General features: G+C 62.3%; 21 protein-coding genes. 9 read left to right on the top strand and 12 right to left on the bottom strand.

The window, feature by feature from the left end:
* Positions 1-7 precede the first annotated feature (7 nt).
* From EJ078_RS06230 to EJ078_RS30800, 6 genes are all read left to right on the top strand, one after another.
* Positions 8-253, top strand: a complete 246-nt coding sequence (locus EJ078_RS06230) for a hypothetical protein (protein ID WP_127214802.1) — start codon at positions 8-10, stop codon at positions 251-253.
* Positions 254-1146: 893 nt separating this feature from the next.
* Positions 1147-1335, top strand: a complete 189-nt coding sequence (locus EJ078_RS06235) for a DUF3606 domain-containing protein (RefSeq protein WP_095780255.1) — start codon at positions 1147-1149, stop codon at positions 1333-1335.
* On the top strand, positions 1332-1562 hold the full coding sequence (locus EJ078_RS06240; protein ID WP_127335516.1) for a hypothetical protein: 231 nt from the start codon (positions 1332-1334) through the stop codon (positions 1560-1562). The genes EJ078_RS06235 and EJ078_RS06240 overlap by 4 nt, the downstream gene beginning before the upstream one ends.
* Entirely contained in the window at positions 1559-2647 is a 1089-nt protein-coding gene (locus EJ078_RS06245; RefSeq protein ID WP_245456936.1) for a manganese catalase family protein, read from the top strand. Before EJ078_RS06240 ends, EJ078_RS06245 begins: the two co-directional genes overlap by 4 nt.
* A gap of 1062 nt (positions 2648-3709) precedes the next feature.
* On the top strand, positions 3710-3877 hold the full coding sequence (locus EJ078_RS06250) for a hypothetical protein (protein ID WP_164748491.1): 168 nt from the start codon (positions 3710-3712) through the stop codon (positions 3875-3877).
* A gap of 728 nt (positions 3878-4605) precedes the next feature.
* Complete coding sequence (locus tag EJ078_RS30800; protein ID WP_348627289.1) at positions 4606-5325, top strand: hypothetical protein; 720 nt, start codon at positions 4606-4608, stop codon at positions 5323-5325.
* Positions 5326-5383: 58 nt separating this feature from the next.
* Here EJ078_RS30800 and EJ078_RS06260 read toward each other — a convergent pair whose 3' ends face one another.
* Complete coding sequence (locus EJ078_RS06260; RefSeq protein WP_127214810.1) at positions 5384-5581, bottom strand: hypothetical protein; 198 nt, start codon at positions 5579-5581, stop codon at positions 5384-5386.
* A gap of 276 nt (positions 5582-5857) precedes the next feature.
* Here EJ078_RS06260 and EJ078_RS06265 point away from each other — a divergent pair, with 276 nt between their 5' ends.
* Entirely contained in the window at positions 5858-6040 is a 183-nt protein-coding gene (locus tag EJ078_RS06265; protein ID WP_127214812.1) for a DUF3606 domain-containing protein, read from the top strand.
* Between the two features lie 315 nt (positions 6041-6355).
* Here the strand turns inward: EJ078_RS06265 and EJ078_RS06270 are convergent, their stop codons facing one another.
* Entirely contained in the window at positions 6356-6559 is a 204-nt protein-coding gene (locus EJ078_RS06270; protein ID WP_245456938.1) for a hypothetical protein, read from the bottom strand.
* Between the two features lie 266 nt (positions 6560-6825).
* Between EJ078_RS06270 and EJ078_RS06275 the strand changes: the two genes are divergently transcribed.
* Positions 6826-7578 carry a Crp/Fnr family transcriptional regulator gene (locus EJ078_RS06275; RefSeq protein WP_245459122.1) on the top strand — a complete coding sequence of 251 codons (753 nt, stop codon included), beginning with the start codon at positions 6826-6828 and terminating at the stop codon, positions 7576-7578.
* Positions 7579-7584: 6 nt separating this feature from the next.
* On the opposite strand, the gene EJ078_RS06280 is transcribed toward EJ078_RS06275, so the two are convergent.
* The 3 genes from EJ078_RS06280 to EJ078_RS06290 all read right to left on the bottom strand — a co-directional run bounded on the left by EJ078_RS06280 (position 7585) and on the right by EJ078_RS06290 (position 9355).
* On the bottom strand, positions 7585-7947 hold the full coding sequence (locus EJ078_RS06280; protein WP_127214814.1) for a hypothetical protein: 363 nt from the start codon (positions 7945-7947) through the stop codon (positions 7585-7587).
* 156 nt (positions 7948-8103) lie between these two features.
* Positions 8104-8397: a hypothetical protein gene (locus tag EJ078_RS06285; protein ID WP_127404070.1), complete on the bottom strand. Its 294-nt coding sequence runs from the start codon at positions 8395-8397 to the stop codon at positions 8104-8106.
* Between the two features lie 106 nt (positions 8398-8503).
* Entirely contained in the window at positions 8504-9355 is an 852-nt protein-coding gene (locus EJ078_RS06290) for a glycoside hydrolase family 108 protein (RefSeq protein ID WP_127217546.1), read from the bottom strand.
* Between the two features lie 71 nt (positions 9356-9426).
* Here EJ078_RS06290 and EJ078_RS06295 point away from each other — a divergent pair, with 71 nt between their 5' ends.
* The gene (locus tag EJ078_RS06295; protein ID WP_245459124.1) at positions 9427-9672 is read left to right on the top strand and encodes a DUF4335 domain-containing protein; all 246 of its coding nucleotides are present in this window, start codon (positions 9427-9429) and stop codon (positions 9670-9672) included.
* Here EJ078_RS06295 and EJ078_RS06300 read toward each other — a convergent pair.
* From EJ078_RS06300 to EJ078_RS06330, 7 genes are all read right to left on the bottom strand, one after another.
* On the bottom strand, positions 9669-10685 hold the full coding sequence (locus EJ078_RS06300; RefSeq protein WP_127335092.1) for a contractile injection system protein, VgrG/Pvc8 family: 1017 nt from the start codon (positions 10683-10685) through the stop codon (positions 9669-9671). The two genes, EJ078_RS06295 and EJ078_RS06300, sit on opposite strands and share 4 nt — an antisense overlap.
* A gap of 83 nt (positions 10686-10768) precedes the next feature.
* Positions 10769-10999, bottom strand: a complete 231-nt coding sequence (locus EJ078_RS06305) for a tail protein X (RefSeq protein WP_127217002.1) — start codon at positions 10997-10999, stop codon at positions 10769-10771.
* 30 nt (positions 11000-11029) lie between these two features.
* Positions 11030-11419 (bottom strand): response regulator, encoded by a 390-nt coding sequence (locus EJ078_RS06310; protein ID WP_095800211.1) that lies wholly within the window; start codon positions 11417-11419, stop codon positions 11030-11032.
* A 79-nt stretch (positions 11420-11498) separates the two neighbouring features.
* Positions 11499-11918: a phage tail protein gene (locus EJ078_RS06315; RefSeq protein WP_208721099.1), complete on the bottom strand. Its 420-nt coding sequence runs from the start codon at positions 11916-11918 to the stop codon at positions 11499-11501.
* Positions 11918-13870, bottom strand: a complete 1953-nt coding sequence (locus EJ078_RS06320; protein WP_208721100.1) for a phage tail tape measure protein — start codon at positions 13868-13870, stop codon at positions 11918-11920. The genes EJ078_RS06315 and EJ078_RS06320 overlap by 1 nt, the downstream gene beginning before the upstream one ends.
* Positions 13870-14250 (bottom strand): phage tail assembly protein, encoded by a 381-nt coding sequence (locus EJ078_RS06325; RefSeq protein WP_127335094.1) that lies wholly within the window; start codon positions 14248-14250, stop codon positions 13870-13872. The genes EJ078_RS06320 and EJ078_RS06325 overlap by 1 nt, the downstream gene beginning before the upstream one ends.
* The gene (locus EJ078_RS06330) at positions 14250-14783 is read right to left on the bottom strand and encodes a phage major tail tube protein (RefSeq protein ID WP_127335095.1); all 534 of its coding nucleotides are present in this window, start codon (positions 14781-14783) and stop codon (positions 14250-14252) included. The genes EJ078_RS06325 and EJ078_RS06330 overlap by 1 nt, the downstream gene beginning before the upstream one ends.
* Positions 14784-14853: the final 70 nt, after the last annotated feature.

Genomic DNA, 14853 nt, shown 5'->3' on the forward strand with positions numbered 1-14853 from the left:
CCAAAACTTGCCGACGGCGGACGCCCTGAGATTCTTAAGCCTGTTGGAAGAAGTTCACGCCTTCCGGCGAAAACACCTTTCGCGACTGCTGTCGAAGCCGACCGGTTCACAAGCCGGCTCGGTGTTTTCGGCGAAGACGCAGCTGATCTCTATTCCTGAGCCCGTGCTCCGGCTCGGGCTGGAGCTGGAGGAAGCACTTAAAGAAATCTTCAGCGGGTCGGCGGCCAAACCTGCCAAGGGCAGGCTTCACTAGCCGCGGACCCTCTCGCCATTCCTCCGAAGAAGGGCCCGGGTCGCTCAAACGCCTTCTCAAGTTCTCCGAAAACCTGATGGCGAAGGGAGTCAAGACAGCCGTCGGTGATAGACATTCGCCCCTCGATCAGTTCTTGCTGCGTCCAGCCGTTACGGTCATCCAGACCGCCACAAATGGAAGAGCCCGCTCGCGAGGGGAGGTCGAGTGGGCTACGCTGCTTGCTTATCAGACGGCTCGATAGAACTGGGACAACGAACCGTGCCGCGGGGGGCCCAACCGCTTACCGGTCCGGATGTTCCCGTTCGGGACAGAGAAATCGGAGAGACGGCGCTGGGCTCGGCTTAGGACAGGGCGACCCGGCCTGCGTGCGGGGGAGTCGGGGGACGACTTGAGCGGAACAGGCCGGGCCTCTTACCCCGTCACGGGCCGGGGCAGATATAGATTATGTGCCCCTTTGCAGCGACTGACATTAACATTTCTAAGGCTTAGCTAATAAAAAGCCGAGCAGACAGCTCTCAGGGTGCCGGACTGCGGCGTCGGGGACCATAGCTGGCAGGCCGGGCCTTTGGCCCCGTTTGGGCACGGGCAAGTCTGCAGCGCCGCCTTTCGCCGCTGACACCAGGACTTTAAGCGCTAAAAGCCGGTCGCAGCCAACGAGCGTACGCGACGGGCTTCATGTTGCCACCTGACGGCTACACCCCAAAGGGATCGCTGCCTGTAGGTCCAATTCACGATGTCGTGAACAAAACTTCAGCAACTGCTTGGCGACGCGATTGGACGCCCCGATGCATCGAGAGCACTTGTCGATGCTGCTGCGCAGCGCCGAAAGCGGATAGAAGGAACATTCTCGCCTCGTCAGTCTTTCCTTTTAGTCCGGAGAGAGGAGGAGAACCATGGCGGACGACAAAAGCAAACGCGATTCGCGCGATCGCGACCGTGTGTCGGGGGATCAGGAGTATGAGGTCGGCTACTTCGCCAGCAAGTTCGGACTCTCGATCCCTCAGGTCCGCGAGCTGATCGCCAGGCATGGAAATGACCGCGAGACCCTAGAGCGTGAGGCAAAGGCGCTAGGCACTCGATGAGCCGCTACTTCTTCGACACGTTCAACGGCTCAGCTCACGTGACCGATGAAACCGGCGCGGAACTGGATGACATGCAGGCGGTAAGGCGGGAGGCATCGACGGCGTTGGCCGAGATGGCGGCCGAGGTTGTTCCAATCGAAGACCGGCTCGAACTCTTCGTCGATGTTCGGGATGAGGCGGGTGCTCCGGTCCTTAAAGCTCGTGCGATCTTCGAAATGTTCGAGTGAACTGGCTGCATGTTCAAGGCATGACGCTCGCCGCCTCGTCGCGCCAAGGTATGGCATCGCGGTGTCAAGGAACATTCCTGATGCAAAGTGGTTCGGGCGTATCCCAACCCCGGAGAACCCTCATGTTCATGCACAATAAGCGACTGCAATACACCGTCCGTGTGTCGGAGCCGAATCCGAAACTGGCATGCATGATAATGGAGCAATTCGGCGGAGCCGATGGCGAGTTGGCCGCCGCTATGCGCTATTTCACCCAAGGGCTGGGCGAGGATGATGTCGGTCGGAAAGACATGTTGCTCGACATTGCGACCGAAGAACTAAGCCACCTCGAGGTGGTCGGATCTATTGTCACAATGCTGAACAAGGGCCTCAAGGCGCAGCTTGCCGAGGGACAGATGAAGGAAGCCGAGCTGTATTTGATGGTTGGCGCCAGCGGCACAACGGCCAAGGAGTCAATCCTGTTTGGGGGCGGACCCGCATTGTGCGACTCGGCCGGAGTGCCTTGGACCGCCGCTTACATCGATTCTCGCGGCGAGCCAACGGTGGACCTTCGCTCCAACATCGCGGCCGAAGCTCGTGCCAAGATCGTTTACGAGCGACTGATCAACATCACCGATGATCCCGGCGTCAAGGATGCCCTCGGATTTCTGATGACGCGCGAAGTCGCCCACCAAAAGTCCTTCGAGAAAGCGCTGTACGCGATAGAGAACAACTTCCCGACGGGCAAACTGCCGGGCATCGAGAAATATGCCAGCATGTACGTCAACACCTCGCAGGGCGAAGGAGACGCCACGGGACCCTGGAACTCGGGAGGCGAATGGGACCGCATCGACAATCTCGAACAGGTGATGCCCGCCGACGGCGGCGACGGCATGGCGACTGTCAAGCTAAATGCCAAGGACAAGAAGGTCGCGGCCAATATGGCGGAGCGGACACTCTCGGACCCGGCTTCCGATCCGATGACGGGCGCCGATATTGGAGCAGGGCCGGGGGCCGGCCGCACCAAGAATGGTGACATGGGCGGCGCCGCCAACATCCAGGAGGCGCCGGCGCGGGCGGGCGCCGCAGCTCGCAAAACCAGGTAGCCTTTGCATGGAGCCTCAAGAACGTCGTTTCGCGTGCGCAAGAGAAACCGCCTGTCGCGACCGAACAGGCGGTTGCCTGGTTAGCGATTTCGACTACCCAGTCGGGTTCAGAACCGGGACGAGCCAAAGGCGTGCGATGCTTTCCGTGAAAGGACCTTGCCGACTAGCCGGCAGTGATCGGTGCGAGCGTGAGCCCGAGGTGACCGTGGCCGAAGGCATTAGTGCACAGTGCGGTGACCTGGACGAGGCTCGCAGTCCCGACATCGTTTCAACGGTGTCTGTTCATTGGAAAGCTCTTCATAAAGCGTTGCGACCACATTGAAAGAGCCTGCCGGTGTGAGGGCTCTTTTTGTCGGACCTTCTCTGGGGCGTGTAGCCGTTCCAATTGGGGCCGACCTGAGGCTTAGCCGAGAAAGCCGCCGAGCTAGACAAGCGTTCAGCCATAGCCAACGTTGACTTTTTCCCACGCGAATGATCCGAGGCCGCAGGCGCGCTACGCTCTCCGTCGCTTAGAAAGCACTCGTGGCAGGTCAGCTTCGTCGGTGATGCCGTCATCAAAAGCTTGGAGGATTTCCCTAGCCAAATATTCCCGCTGTTCGCGATCCTTCTTGGCTAGTCGTCGCTCGTCGCACAACCGGTTAAACACCCGCTGGTGCATGTCCAGATCAGCGGGCCCGTAGACGCCACTCCAACGCGACAACGACATGAGCGCCGCCCTCGGGAAGGCATCTGCCATTATCTCACAGAACGTCCCAGTGTGGAACGGATTTAAGCCTCAGTCATTAACCAAAGGCAGGAATGTAGCCGTCTCAGTGGCAACCTAAAAAGCCCGTCGCTTACGCTAATTAGCCGCGGCGGGCTTTTCATTCGCTACCACTAAAAACGTGGATGCCTACCACTGAACGGTGGCGCATAAAGCATCTCTGCCCCGCCGCGGTTGGCATCGGGGTAAGAGCCCGGGCTGTGCGCCCAAGGTCTCCTCGACCCCTTCGGCAGGCCGGGCGCCCGTATCTAAGCTATGTGCCACGCCGCCCTCTCTAGCAAGCGCGACAAGTGTAGTTCGTGAAGCTCCTGCATGCTTTCGAGAAGTTCGAGGAATTCGAGCGCCTTGGCGATGGGCAGTTCGAGCCGTTCCAATTCGGCTATGCGCTCCCGCTGCTCAGCGAGGTGCCGTCTACCCAGGCTAACATGCCCGCGCACCATGCGGATGTCATCTGTAAGCGCCATTGATCCTAACGCCATCACGCGCGGGCCGTTCCGGCACTCATCCCGGCAAACAAGAGCCCGCTCGCCTGAGGGGGCCGAACGGGCTCCGGGGGAAATGCCCCCACGCGGCGCGGTGAACCTTGGCCGGGGACACACGCCGCGACACCCAACGAGATGTTGATGGAATTGTTCCCTCCGGCCGATGCGACCTAGTTGGACCAAATGACGATTTTTTCGAGAATAGGAGAGCCCGCTCGGCCCTGGGAAGTCAAACGGGCTCCGGGGGAGGCGTTTTCCCCGCCCGGCGTGGCTTGGGCGGCCCAGCCATAACAGCCGCCAGAACACTCGCCGTGAAGCTCGAACCGGTTGACGGTTAAAAAGTTCCATCAACAACCGTTTGACGAAGAAGCTATCTGTCAGCTTCCTTCCTCGAAGTCCTGCAGGTCGCATGGCGCAGCGTGTGCTCACCGCGAAGGAACAGCACCTGGCTGTCCCGCGTCTATCTCTCTCGCTAGGAGACGCGCCTCTCGAAGTGGAGAGCTCGAGTCGTTGCCGATCAGGTCGATGAGCTCGCGCGCCTGCGCCTCGAGCATACCGGTTCGCGCATGAGAACCGCACTCGAAAACCTTCATCGCCTGGATGCGCTCGTCGTGCTCTTTCTTGCTCTCGGCCCTCAGGTCTCCTCTGGCCGTGGATCCGGATCCGGGCGAAGGTTCCATAACCGGCGGCTAGCTATCGCGGAGACGCCTTAGGTGGTCGGTGTGTTGGCGTTGAGCCGCCTGAAACTCCCGCAACCGGTGTTCGGCTTCGCCTATGGATTGGCCACGCAATTCCATTCTGGCGATCAACGCTCGCTGGTGCGCTATGCGTTCCGCGCCCTCTCGAACGTGGCGCTGCGCCATTTCCAACGGGGTTTCGCGGCGGGGCATTGCAGACTGATCATAGCAGGATTCAGCAGTCCCGTCTTGGCTTCTCCTCGGCAATCCGCGAAACGGCCAGAAGCCCGCCAGCCTGAAGGGCCGAACGGGCTCCGGGGAACGCCACCACATACCCCCAAACGGCGCCTCGCCTGGCAACGCGCACCGCGAGACCGCACCCAATATCCGTCGGTAGGTTCCATTAGAGAAGGCTTGAGAACCTATTTGCCGCGTCAGAGTTGTAGGCGTATGGCCAAGGGCTTGAAGATAGGCGACGAGGTCGCCATCACCGCGAAAGTGGGCCGTCGAGTCACAGAAGACCGGGTCAGCGTATCGATCCCGTCATACGGGCAGCCTCATTCCATCGTCGACCGAACAGCGAAGGTGAAACAGGGTCAGGAAATCGAGCTGCGAGGTGACGTCACCCGGGTGGATGAGGACAAGGTGACAATCGACCTGGGCATTCCCGTCACCTTGAATGCCGACACGGTTAGGCTGGTCACGCCCTACAAGCCGCCGACGCGAAAGACGCCACTCGTTGACAAGCCGACTTGAGCGATCTGTGCTGCCGCGTGGTTGTCCGTCGCCGCCCATGATAGTCGTGTTCCAGAACCTAAGCCAACATGTCTTTGATCACCGCATCAAGCGCCGCAAGATCTTCCAGTGCGGCGATTTCCAACGGATCCGCGGCTTGCTCAGGCGTTTTTGGTTCAGGAACGCCCTCGGCGCCTATCGGCACGTAACTCGCCACAAGGATGTCCCGATACTGCTTGAGCAGGACAATCGCCCGATCAATGGTCTTCTGTTCCATCGCTGCACAGTAGCACAGGTACCGGCCAATGCTCCATCGAGCGGACCTGACCGGATCCCGCCGGCAGCCTTCCGCGAGCGCCCCGCGAAAGAACGGCCCGCCCCTGATGCCATTGGAGCGGGCCTGCGGAGAAGGGGAGGCTCCGCTGGCGGCTCTGCACGGGGATCGGGAGGGAGGTGCGCCGCCGCGCCCCAAACCTCGTTGAATGCAAGGTGTTCCGCGGCCCCGGAACATTTTCTTTGTGATCCGGTTGGTCGAGTTCAGGAGGTATGCGCTATGGCAGACGACAAGAGCAAGCGCGGCGGCGATCGCGACCGGGTATCAGCGGATCAAGAGTACGAGATTGAATACTTCGCCAAGCGGCACCGGATTTCGCCTGGAGCAGTCAGGGAATTGATCCGCCAGCACGGCAACAGCCGCAAAGCCGTGGAGCGCGAGGCCAGAAAGCTACGGCCGTGATCTAGCCTCGCCGATTGTCGGAAATCGGGCGCGGGGCGAGCTTGCGAGCGAGGTCGATCATTTCCATCTGTGCCACCATGTGGCGCCAAGCCAATGCTATGCGCGACTTGCGCCAAGTCATCTGGCATCAAAGGCCCGCACACGAACCGCTTGTGCAGGACGCCTGAAGGATCGGATCGCCCAATCGATCCGTCGACTGGTAGTCCGCCAAACGTACCTCCCGGATGCCGGGCTGCCGGACGGGTCGGAGGACTTGGACAGACGGGGCCCCCTCGGCTTTCCCGAACGGCTTGGCCGCCCGCAAATAACTCACTGCTATCGTCCCAACGGCTTGCGAGAAAGCTCAATCAGCTGTCCTTCATCGGTGACGCCGGCCATATAGCTGGCAATGATCCGCAAAGCGCGGCGCTCTCGCTCCGCTGCAGTTTCCTTTGCGACTGAGCCGCGTTCGAGAATCTGGCAAAGAAATTCAACATCGACAGGTGTGAACGCGCCTTTCGCCAGTCTTGCTGAAGCCATGGCTTTCTCCTCCTGCCAAGCGGGCCCGCCCGACACGCCTGCAGGCGGGCCTTCGACACGACGGCACTTTGGAAGCAGAGGGGAGCATAGCTGTGCCGCCGGGCTCCCAACCTGCGATCCTAAAAGGTGTTCCTTCGTCATGAGCAAAAATCATTCCAAGCGGTCGGACTCGGCCATGGCTAGGGGCTCGAGGCGCAATCAACCTGGGGGTCAAAGAGCCATCCTCACCGCACGGGAACATTGGGGCCCGATAGAGGTTCGGGCTTATGTCGATCAGCTCAGTGTTGCCGGGTTCTTCCTCTGACCTGATTATCCGTAAGCTCCAGATCATCTCTGACCTTACTCAAGCCGACATTGCGATTCTGGAGAGTATCGCGGTTCAGGAGCGCGACTACCAGACAGGAGAGGATATCGTGCGCGAGGGCGACCGACCCTCTCATTCCTTCGCTGTTCTGGACGGCCTGGTGGCATCTGCGAAGTTCACCGGCGAGGGAAAGCGACAGATCACGTCAATCTTTGTTCCGGGAGACATCCCGGATCTCCACGGAATTCATCTTTCGGTTATGGATTGCACCTTCGCACCACTCACGCCCGCCAGAGTGGGGTTCATGCGCCACGATGCGCTGCGCGCGATCTGTGCCAAACACCCCTCCATCGCCAACGTGTTTTGGCGCTCAACGCTGATCGACGCAGCGATATATAGAGAGTGGGTCACCAATGTCGGAAGGCGGGACGCCTATGTTCGCATGGCTCACCTCCTGTGTGAGCTCATCGTCCGTCTCCATGCAGTCGGCCAAATTCAGGACCACGTGGCGGAATTTCCAGTAAGCCAGGCAGTGCTGGGCGACGCAGTGGGGCTATCCACCGTTCACGTCAACCGAGTGCTTCAAGAACTTCGCCGCGATGGCCTCATATCCACCTCGGGCTCGAGGCTCAAAGCGCTCGACTGGAAAGGGCTGGTCCGTGCAGGAGACTTTTACACGACCTACCTGCACCAAAAAAACGTGATGTCACTGTAGGGTCCGTCAGTCTGCCGACGAGCGCACTCGGCCGATCTTATCGCCCTCGATGAAACGGTCTATCCGCTCGTGCAGCGTCGAGACGCTACCCTTCAAGTCGCGGACACCAGTCATCACCTCGTCGCGGAATTCGCGTAGGCCGGCCTTGGTGATGTAGGTCTCGGCAACGTGCAGCTTGTGCGCGGCAAGCTGCTCGGCAAGCAGCGATACCGAGCCGATCGCCATGTCTGCCCTGGCATGTGCGTCGCGCGCATCCTTTTTGACCTCGTCCCGAGCCGATTTGATAGACGCCTCGATGCGCCACCATAGGCCAGCCACCGCGCTGACGACGGCGATCAAGAAGGCAAGGTTCGCATTGAAGTCACTCATTCGCCCCTCCCCAGTTCAGCTCGACGCTCGGCGCTGGCCTTGGTGTGGCGGTCGCATTCCGCCGGCGTGTAAAGGCCGATCGCGCAGCCTGGCGCCATCGTCTTGTCGATCTTATTCTGATCGGTGATCGTCTTGCCCTGCGCGCCGGCGAGGCTGCTACCAATGGCCGAGCGCAGCGCCGGCGCACCGCTGACGGCGGAAGTCGTACACGCCGCCAGTGTCGATGCAGTCGTCAAAAGACATGCGAGCATCAATGCCCTTTGTGATCGCATCTTGATTATCCTTTTCGATCTTGGCGCGGACCTCTTCGGCGCCGCGGTGCTTGATCAGTTCGTAGACGGTGAAAGCGGCGCCGGAGACGAGCGCCGCACTGGCCGCCCAGGCGATAGCGCCCGCAAACAGGCGCGAGGTGCCGAGGCGGCCGACAAGCAGGCTGATGAGAACGCTCATAACAGCAACCAGATCAGGAAGCCGGCGATAACAGCCAGGGTTGCGGCTCCGCCTAAGCGCAGGGCGCGATCGAGGATCACGGCAAAGACCGAGGCGAGGTTTTCCATTACGTCGCCTTCGCCCCGAGAGCCGCGGCGAGGCGCTTCGCCTTGCGGTTCGCATACCAGCGCCAGGCGAGACCGCCGATTGCGAGCAGCGCGCTAGCGACGGCCAAGATGACGACGACCTTGCCGATCCAATCGCTGGTGTAGGAGAACGGCGAAAGCTGGTTCTGGAGATCGTACAGATAGCCGGAGAGGCCAAGCCCGCCGGCACCGGCACCGGTTGCCGCATCGGCCGGTGCGGTCGATGAGGCAGCCTTGGCATCCTCGATAAAGCCTTTCGCCTGGCCGCCGTCGACGAAGCTCGCCGTCCGCGGCGTGAGGCCGGTTGCCCAGGACTGGCCGATCGAGCGGACCTCCGCGACGCGACAAGACCAACCGCGACCGAACACCGGCCACGTCTTCAGGTGCTGCAGGAAGGTCAGGCGCTGATCGCAGATCCGGTCGATCAGGGCATCGCGGTCGTTGCAGGCCTGGACGGCCGCGATCGTGCCGAGCCCCATGACCCCGTCGAGCCGGCCCTTGTAAAGAGGCCCGAGCGCGCGCTGCAGCCAGATGATCGACTGCTTCGGACCGGAGTTCACAGCGCCATCGAAGACGACATAGTCGACCCCGGCGGGCAGCCGGTCACCCTTCACGGCGTCCCAGTATTGGCGATCGTAGATCTCGAAGAGTTCCTGGCTGGTGATGCTCTTCACGGACCGAGGCGCCAGCCCCTTGCTGCTGCGGTAGGCGTCAAAGATCCTTTGGGTCACACCCTTCATCGTGGCGCCACCCGGGTCGGCCGGGTGATTGCTGTAGCCGCCCTCATGCGCGAGCACGCGGGCGAGCGATTCCTGCTCGCGAGATGCGGTCATGATTTTTCCTTTCGCTTGGGAACCTTCCTGCCGGCCGGGGATTGAGGCCGGCGGCAAGGGGGATTTCAGGATTGGATTGTTTCAGGAAGCTTGAGGCGCTGATCGACGCCGGCGGCGCCAACGCGGTGGGAGAGGCGCGTGCGCTTCTCGCTCAACTCAAAGATAAGTCGCAGGGCCTGGCCGAGGCGGTCGACGAGTTCCTGCTCGATATGATGACCCTGGATTTCGTGCTCGAAGCCGAGCGCGAGGCATTTCAAGACTCAGCACGACGGTTGGTGCGTAGGCGGCTGACGATGGTGAAGTTGCTCTCGGCCTAACGGCTGTCCGTTCCGGCCGAACCTTGCGGGTTGCCTAACGAGATCTGCGTGGTGTAGCCGCTGCCGCGGTCGAGCGTATCGGTGATCGAGGCGATTGTGTAGCTGCCGTCGACGCCGGCGCGCAGCTGGATGATGGCAGTGCCTTCCGGCTCGGCCGTCGGCTCGCCCTCGATCGTGATCGAACCGGCGCCCTTCTGCCGCGCGCCGTCGATACGATCGGAATCGGCGCGCGTCTGCGCTGCAGTCGCGTCCGGCTGCATGAAGCGCAGCACGTCCTCCGGCTCGACGTCGTCGCCGGTTTCGACCTCTTCGATCACCTGCCTGGCTCTATGCAAGTCGTACCAGCGGCCTTTCTTCTTCTTGAAGCGCGGCCGGTCGGTCGCCGGCGTCAGGCCGCTTGCCGAAATCACCATGCCGCGGGTGATGACGATGGTCGGCAGCGGCTGGCCTGTCGCCGAAACGCCCTGGTTACGCGGCACGAAGCCAGCCTGCGATCCCTTGATGGCAAACGTCGCGCCGTGCTCGCGCGCAAGCCGGTCGGCGAAGGCGAAGAAGCTTTCATTGTCCTGCGCTTCATATTCCAGCTGCCGGCCGGCAAGCGAGGAATGCACCTTGATCGACAGACCGGCGTCGCCGGCAGCGTCCTCGAGGACCCGTCCGAGCGTTGTCCTTTCCCAATGGCGGTCGGTCGGCTGCTTGACCTTGCCTTTGAGGCTGGCCGAGCGCGCAGTGACCGTCAGAACGCTGCCGGAGCCGCGATCAAGAGACCAGTCGCAGGTGTCGACCTCGCCCTCAAAGCGGCGCATCGCGCCGCCTTCCCAGCCGAGCTCGATCGAGACAGGCGTGCCCGTCTTGGGAAACCGGACCGTCGCATCTTTATCGTCGAGCGTGAACGTCGCCGAATGCGTCGCCTCGGTGCCGCTCTTGGTGATGGACAGCGAGATCAGCAGCGGCACGAAACGGGAGGTGACATCCTGCCCACCGACCACGACGCGGAAATGACCTTTTCTCATTTTGCCTCACGCGCCGCAGGCGCTCCGGCGGGGCGCGGCATAGGCCGCGACGCCCGGTCGGGCTTGCGGGCTTTTGCCCGCTGTCATTCGAAGAGATCGATCACTGGCCTGGGGGCCGCGCCTTCAGCCGCCATTTCCGCCTGTGTCATCACGGTCACGACTAAACCCACGGGAAGCTGCGGACCGGACCTGGCAAGATCCTGGTTAAGGGCGAAGGTCTTCGCCACCATGCCCGAGAAGACCTTGCGATAGTGCCTTGCAAGAAGAGTGGACAGCGTCGTGCCTTCCGCCCTGACGGTGACGGTCTCGGTCATGGGCTCCAATCCAGAATCGTGTCCGAGCGGCTAAGTGTTTTCGCCGGGCGGCTGATCGTTGAGCAGGGTGGCCAGTGCGGTCGTGATCTGCGGCATGAAGAACGGCTTCGCAATCATTACGCTGTTGGGGACGCCTTCGGAAGGCCAATGAACGGCGCTGTCGCCGCTGATGTAGATTACCGGCATGGCAGCATTTACCGCACGGATTTCGCGAGCCAAATCCCAACCTGATTTCCCCGGACCCAGACGAATGTCGGTAATGAGGGCTTTGATCGTCTCAGGCGCCGCATCGAACGCGCTCAATGCAGCTTCGGCACTGGTCAAGCCCGACACGGCAAAGCCAGCTTCCTCCAATGCGGTTTCAATTTCCAAGAGGATGAGAGGTTCGTCCTCAACGACCAGAATCGTGCCGCCGCCCATAAGGTCCCTTCCCTCATTTGGTCTACTACGCTCTCGACAGCGGTTCGGTTCCAAGGAAAGTAATCGTTTTCGCGCGCCTTTAGCCGAGCAGCGAAAACAGCGTTGCGAAGAAATCGCTCGCCGCCGGCGCCGCCGATTTTTGCATCTTGACTGTGATATCGACGATATGGCCGACCCCGTCGCGATCGAGGAATGCGTGCTCGTCGCTGATCGACTGGACGACATAGAAGCCGAACACGCTGCCGTCGCCACGTGTGACCAGCTGCGGCGTGCCGGCGAGCTGCGCGTTGCGCAGGATGTTTAACGTGCCCAAACCGCCAAGCTTCGACGGGATCAGGCGGCCGGAGACGGTGAGCGTTTCCGACCCGACGCCCACATCCTCGAGGGGCGGCCTCGCGCCGACCACCGGCTTTTCCGCATAGTCGTGCGTCGTCTCCCGGCCATGCGTGTCGATGTTGAAGGAGAGATCGCACTCGACCAGACCGATCTTCATCAGCATCAGCGCGGTCCCCCAAAATCGATCGCCTGCCCGCGTGTATCGGCCTGCACCTGCTGGCCGGTCGTCCTGCCACCGAGCGAGCCGACCGGCCGCATCAGATCGGCCCTGGCCGAAGACAGGAAGCCGCTGACGCCGGCGATGAAGGCCGCGGCCGCGCTCTTGCCGAAGGCCGACCCGGCCCCGGCGACGCCGGAGCTGAACGTTTGCGCGGCGTTCTGGCCCGCCTGCGTGCCGCCTTCGGCGATCTTGGCGCCGGCATCCGCGCCGCCGGACTGCAGCCGGCGCTCGAATTCATCGGCGTCGAAGCCGGCGACGTTCGGGCCGATGCCCGGGAGACCTGGTGCCGGCGGCACATAGGCCTGGCCACCCCTGGCAGCCGCATGACGCCCTTCGGCGTACACCTGGAATTGCCGCTCGGCAGGGGTCATCTCTGCCCAGTTCCTCGGACGTGGCGTGGGGATCGGCGTGCTCGAGGCCGGCATGCCGGTGTTCGGCTCGCGCGTCTGGCGATCTTCGAGGATCTTCGTCTGCAGCGCATCGAAGACACTCTTGATCTCGCCGCGGCCGAGCTGCGCCAGCGCATCGCGGAACGCCTTCTCGGCCGGCGCGCCGGTGAAGCGATCGAAGAACCCAAGCTCGGGATGCTGCTTGTTGTAGCGATCCTTGAACTCGCCCATATAGGCCAGCGGATCGCGGCCGCTTGCCCGCAGCGTCTCATAGCCCTTGTCGACGGCCATCATGTCGGACAGACGGCTGTTGACCTTTTCGAGGACCGGGTTGAGTGCCCTGCCGGAGAGGTCGCCAAGCGCCCTCCCCGTTTCCTGAATGTTGTTGATCAGCTGCTGCCAGTTGCCTTCGGCATCGCCGGTGATCTGGGCGAAATCCTTTGCCACGGTGCCGGCCGAGCTGCCGAGCGCGTCGAGGTGCTTCTGCAGCTCCGGCATCTGCGTCAGCAGCGCGCGCATGCCCTGCTGCATCTGGATGTCGGTGAAGATCAGCGGCAGCTTCGACAGGTCGCCCTTGAGCGCCTTCTGCGTCTGCTCGACCAGCGTCTGGATGACGTCGCCGCCCTCCTTTCTGGTGCGGTCGAGTTCCTTGCGGATGTCGATATGATACTTCTTGAAGTTCTTGGCCACCTCGTTGCCATAGGCCTTCTGCAAGATATTCGAGAAATTGGTCGCGGCCTCGGCCGAAGATCCGGTCTGGTTGCGCACGATCTCCAGCATGGCGGCCAGGCGCTTCAGGCCCTCGGTGCCCTTGTAGCCGAGCGCCGCGAAGGCAGGCGCGATCGCCGGCAGCTCCGCCGCCATGTCCTTCAACTCGAACTTGCCGGCCTTGCCCTCGAAAGCGAGGATGTCGAAGGCTTGTTGCATCCTGTCGGCGGTGATGCCGAGCGAATTGGCGAGCGCGTCCGCAGTGAGAGCGATGTCCGACATTTCGGAGCCTGAGGCCTGCGCCGTGCGGGCGACCGACGGCAGGAAGGCCAGCCCCTCCTCGAGCGACCTGCCGGAGGCGATCAGCGTTTCGAGGCCCTGCACCACATTGTCGAACGGCAGCTTCGACTTGTCCGCAAGCTCCTGCAGCACGGCGATCGTCGGCTTGATACTGGTCGCCGGCTTGTCGGCATTGATGACGATGCGCCCGATCGTGCGCTCAAGCTGCGCATAGTCGCGCGCCGTACGGATCGCGACATAACCGGCAGCGGCGGTCGCGACACCGGCTGCCTTGCCGAAGGTGGCCCATTGCGCAAGCCGCTTCTGCCGTTCGGCATCCTGCACAGCCAGAAGCCGCTCCTCGGCCACCTGCGTGCGGGTCAGGCGCGTGTTGTTGCGCGCCAGGTAGACATCGCGTTCGGCGCGCTGCAGCGCGGTCAGGCTGGTCCGCGCCTTTGCAGCCGGGCCCGACACGCGGTCGATCAGGCTGACGATCAGCTCCGCCGACATCCTGGCCATCAGGCGTCATCCTTCGCAGCTGCAAAGACGAACTCCGGCACGAGCTGATGGAAGATTTCCATCAAGGCCTCCGCGTCATTCCAGACGAGCTTCTTGAGCGCCGCCGCCGGCAGGCCGCAGAGCCGGGCGAGCAGATCGCGGTTGCTGATCTCGGCATTCGACCAGTCGTCGATGTCTTCGAGAAACGGCGGCCGCATCCGGATGCGCATGAGGCGTTCACCATTGAGCGTGATCGGGAGCCGCAATGTCAGGGACCGGTAGTCAGCGTCCGCGAGTTCGGTCTCCACCTGTGCCTCGTCGTGTGCGCCCGCACCGATTGCGACGGGCGCAGCTTCGTCGATCCCGGTCATGAATTGCTCGATCGCGTTCTTGTCGACCATTATTCGATCCCGAGCAGCACGCGGGCCTTGCCCAGTTCATCGACGCCGAACTGGCGGCGGCGGGTGGTGAAATAGTCCCAGTAGAACCATTCCTCGTTGTCGACCGAGAGCTCGTAGTGCGTCACCTCGCCGATCTGGTGATCATGGCCGAAAGCCGAGGCGCGGTCGAAGGCGTCGGGCGCGATGCGGCTGACGATGCCGCGGATGACCGTCTTCGCCTGGAAGGCGTCGCCGGTCTGCTTGTTCTTCAAGACGCCGTAGCCGGTGAAGTTCAGCGGCTGGTTGGTGCCGACGCCCATGGCGCGATAGCTCGACTTGGCGAAGCCGGCGAGCTTGAAGGTCGGCTGCAGCGCCTTGATGGCGTTCATGCCGAACTCGACCTCGCCGGGCGCGCCGCCGCCGAGATGGGCAACGGTCACCTGCTCCAGCGTCGGGAGCCCGAGCGACTGGAGCTTGATGTGGTTCGAATCTTCCGGGTCTTGGTCGCCGACGAAGAGGTTGACCTGTTCGAGCAGCAGCAGTTTCTCGGCCATGACTGGCGTTCCTTTTGAGAGGTTTCAGAGTGTACGGGCGAAGCCCGCAAGCCCGACTGGGCGTCGCGGC

The sequence above is a fragment of the Mesorhizobium sp. M1A.F.Ca.IN.022.06.1.1 genome, from assembly GCF_003952605.1.
In the GTDB taxonomy this organism is placed as follows: domain Bacteria; phylum Pseudomonadota; class Alphaproteobacteria; order Rhizobiales; family Rhizobiaceae; genus Mesorhizobium.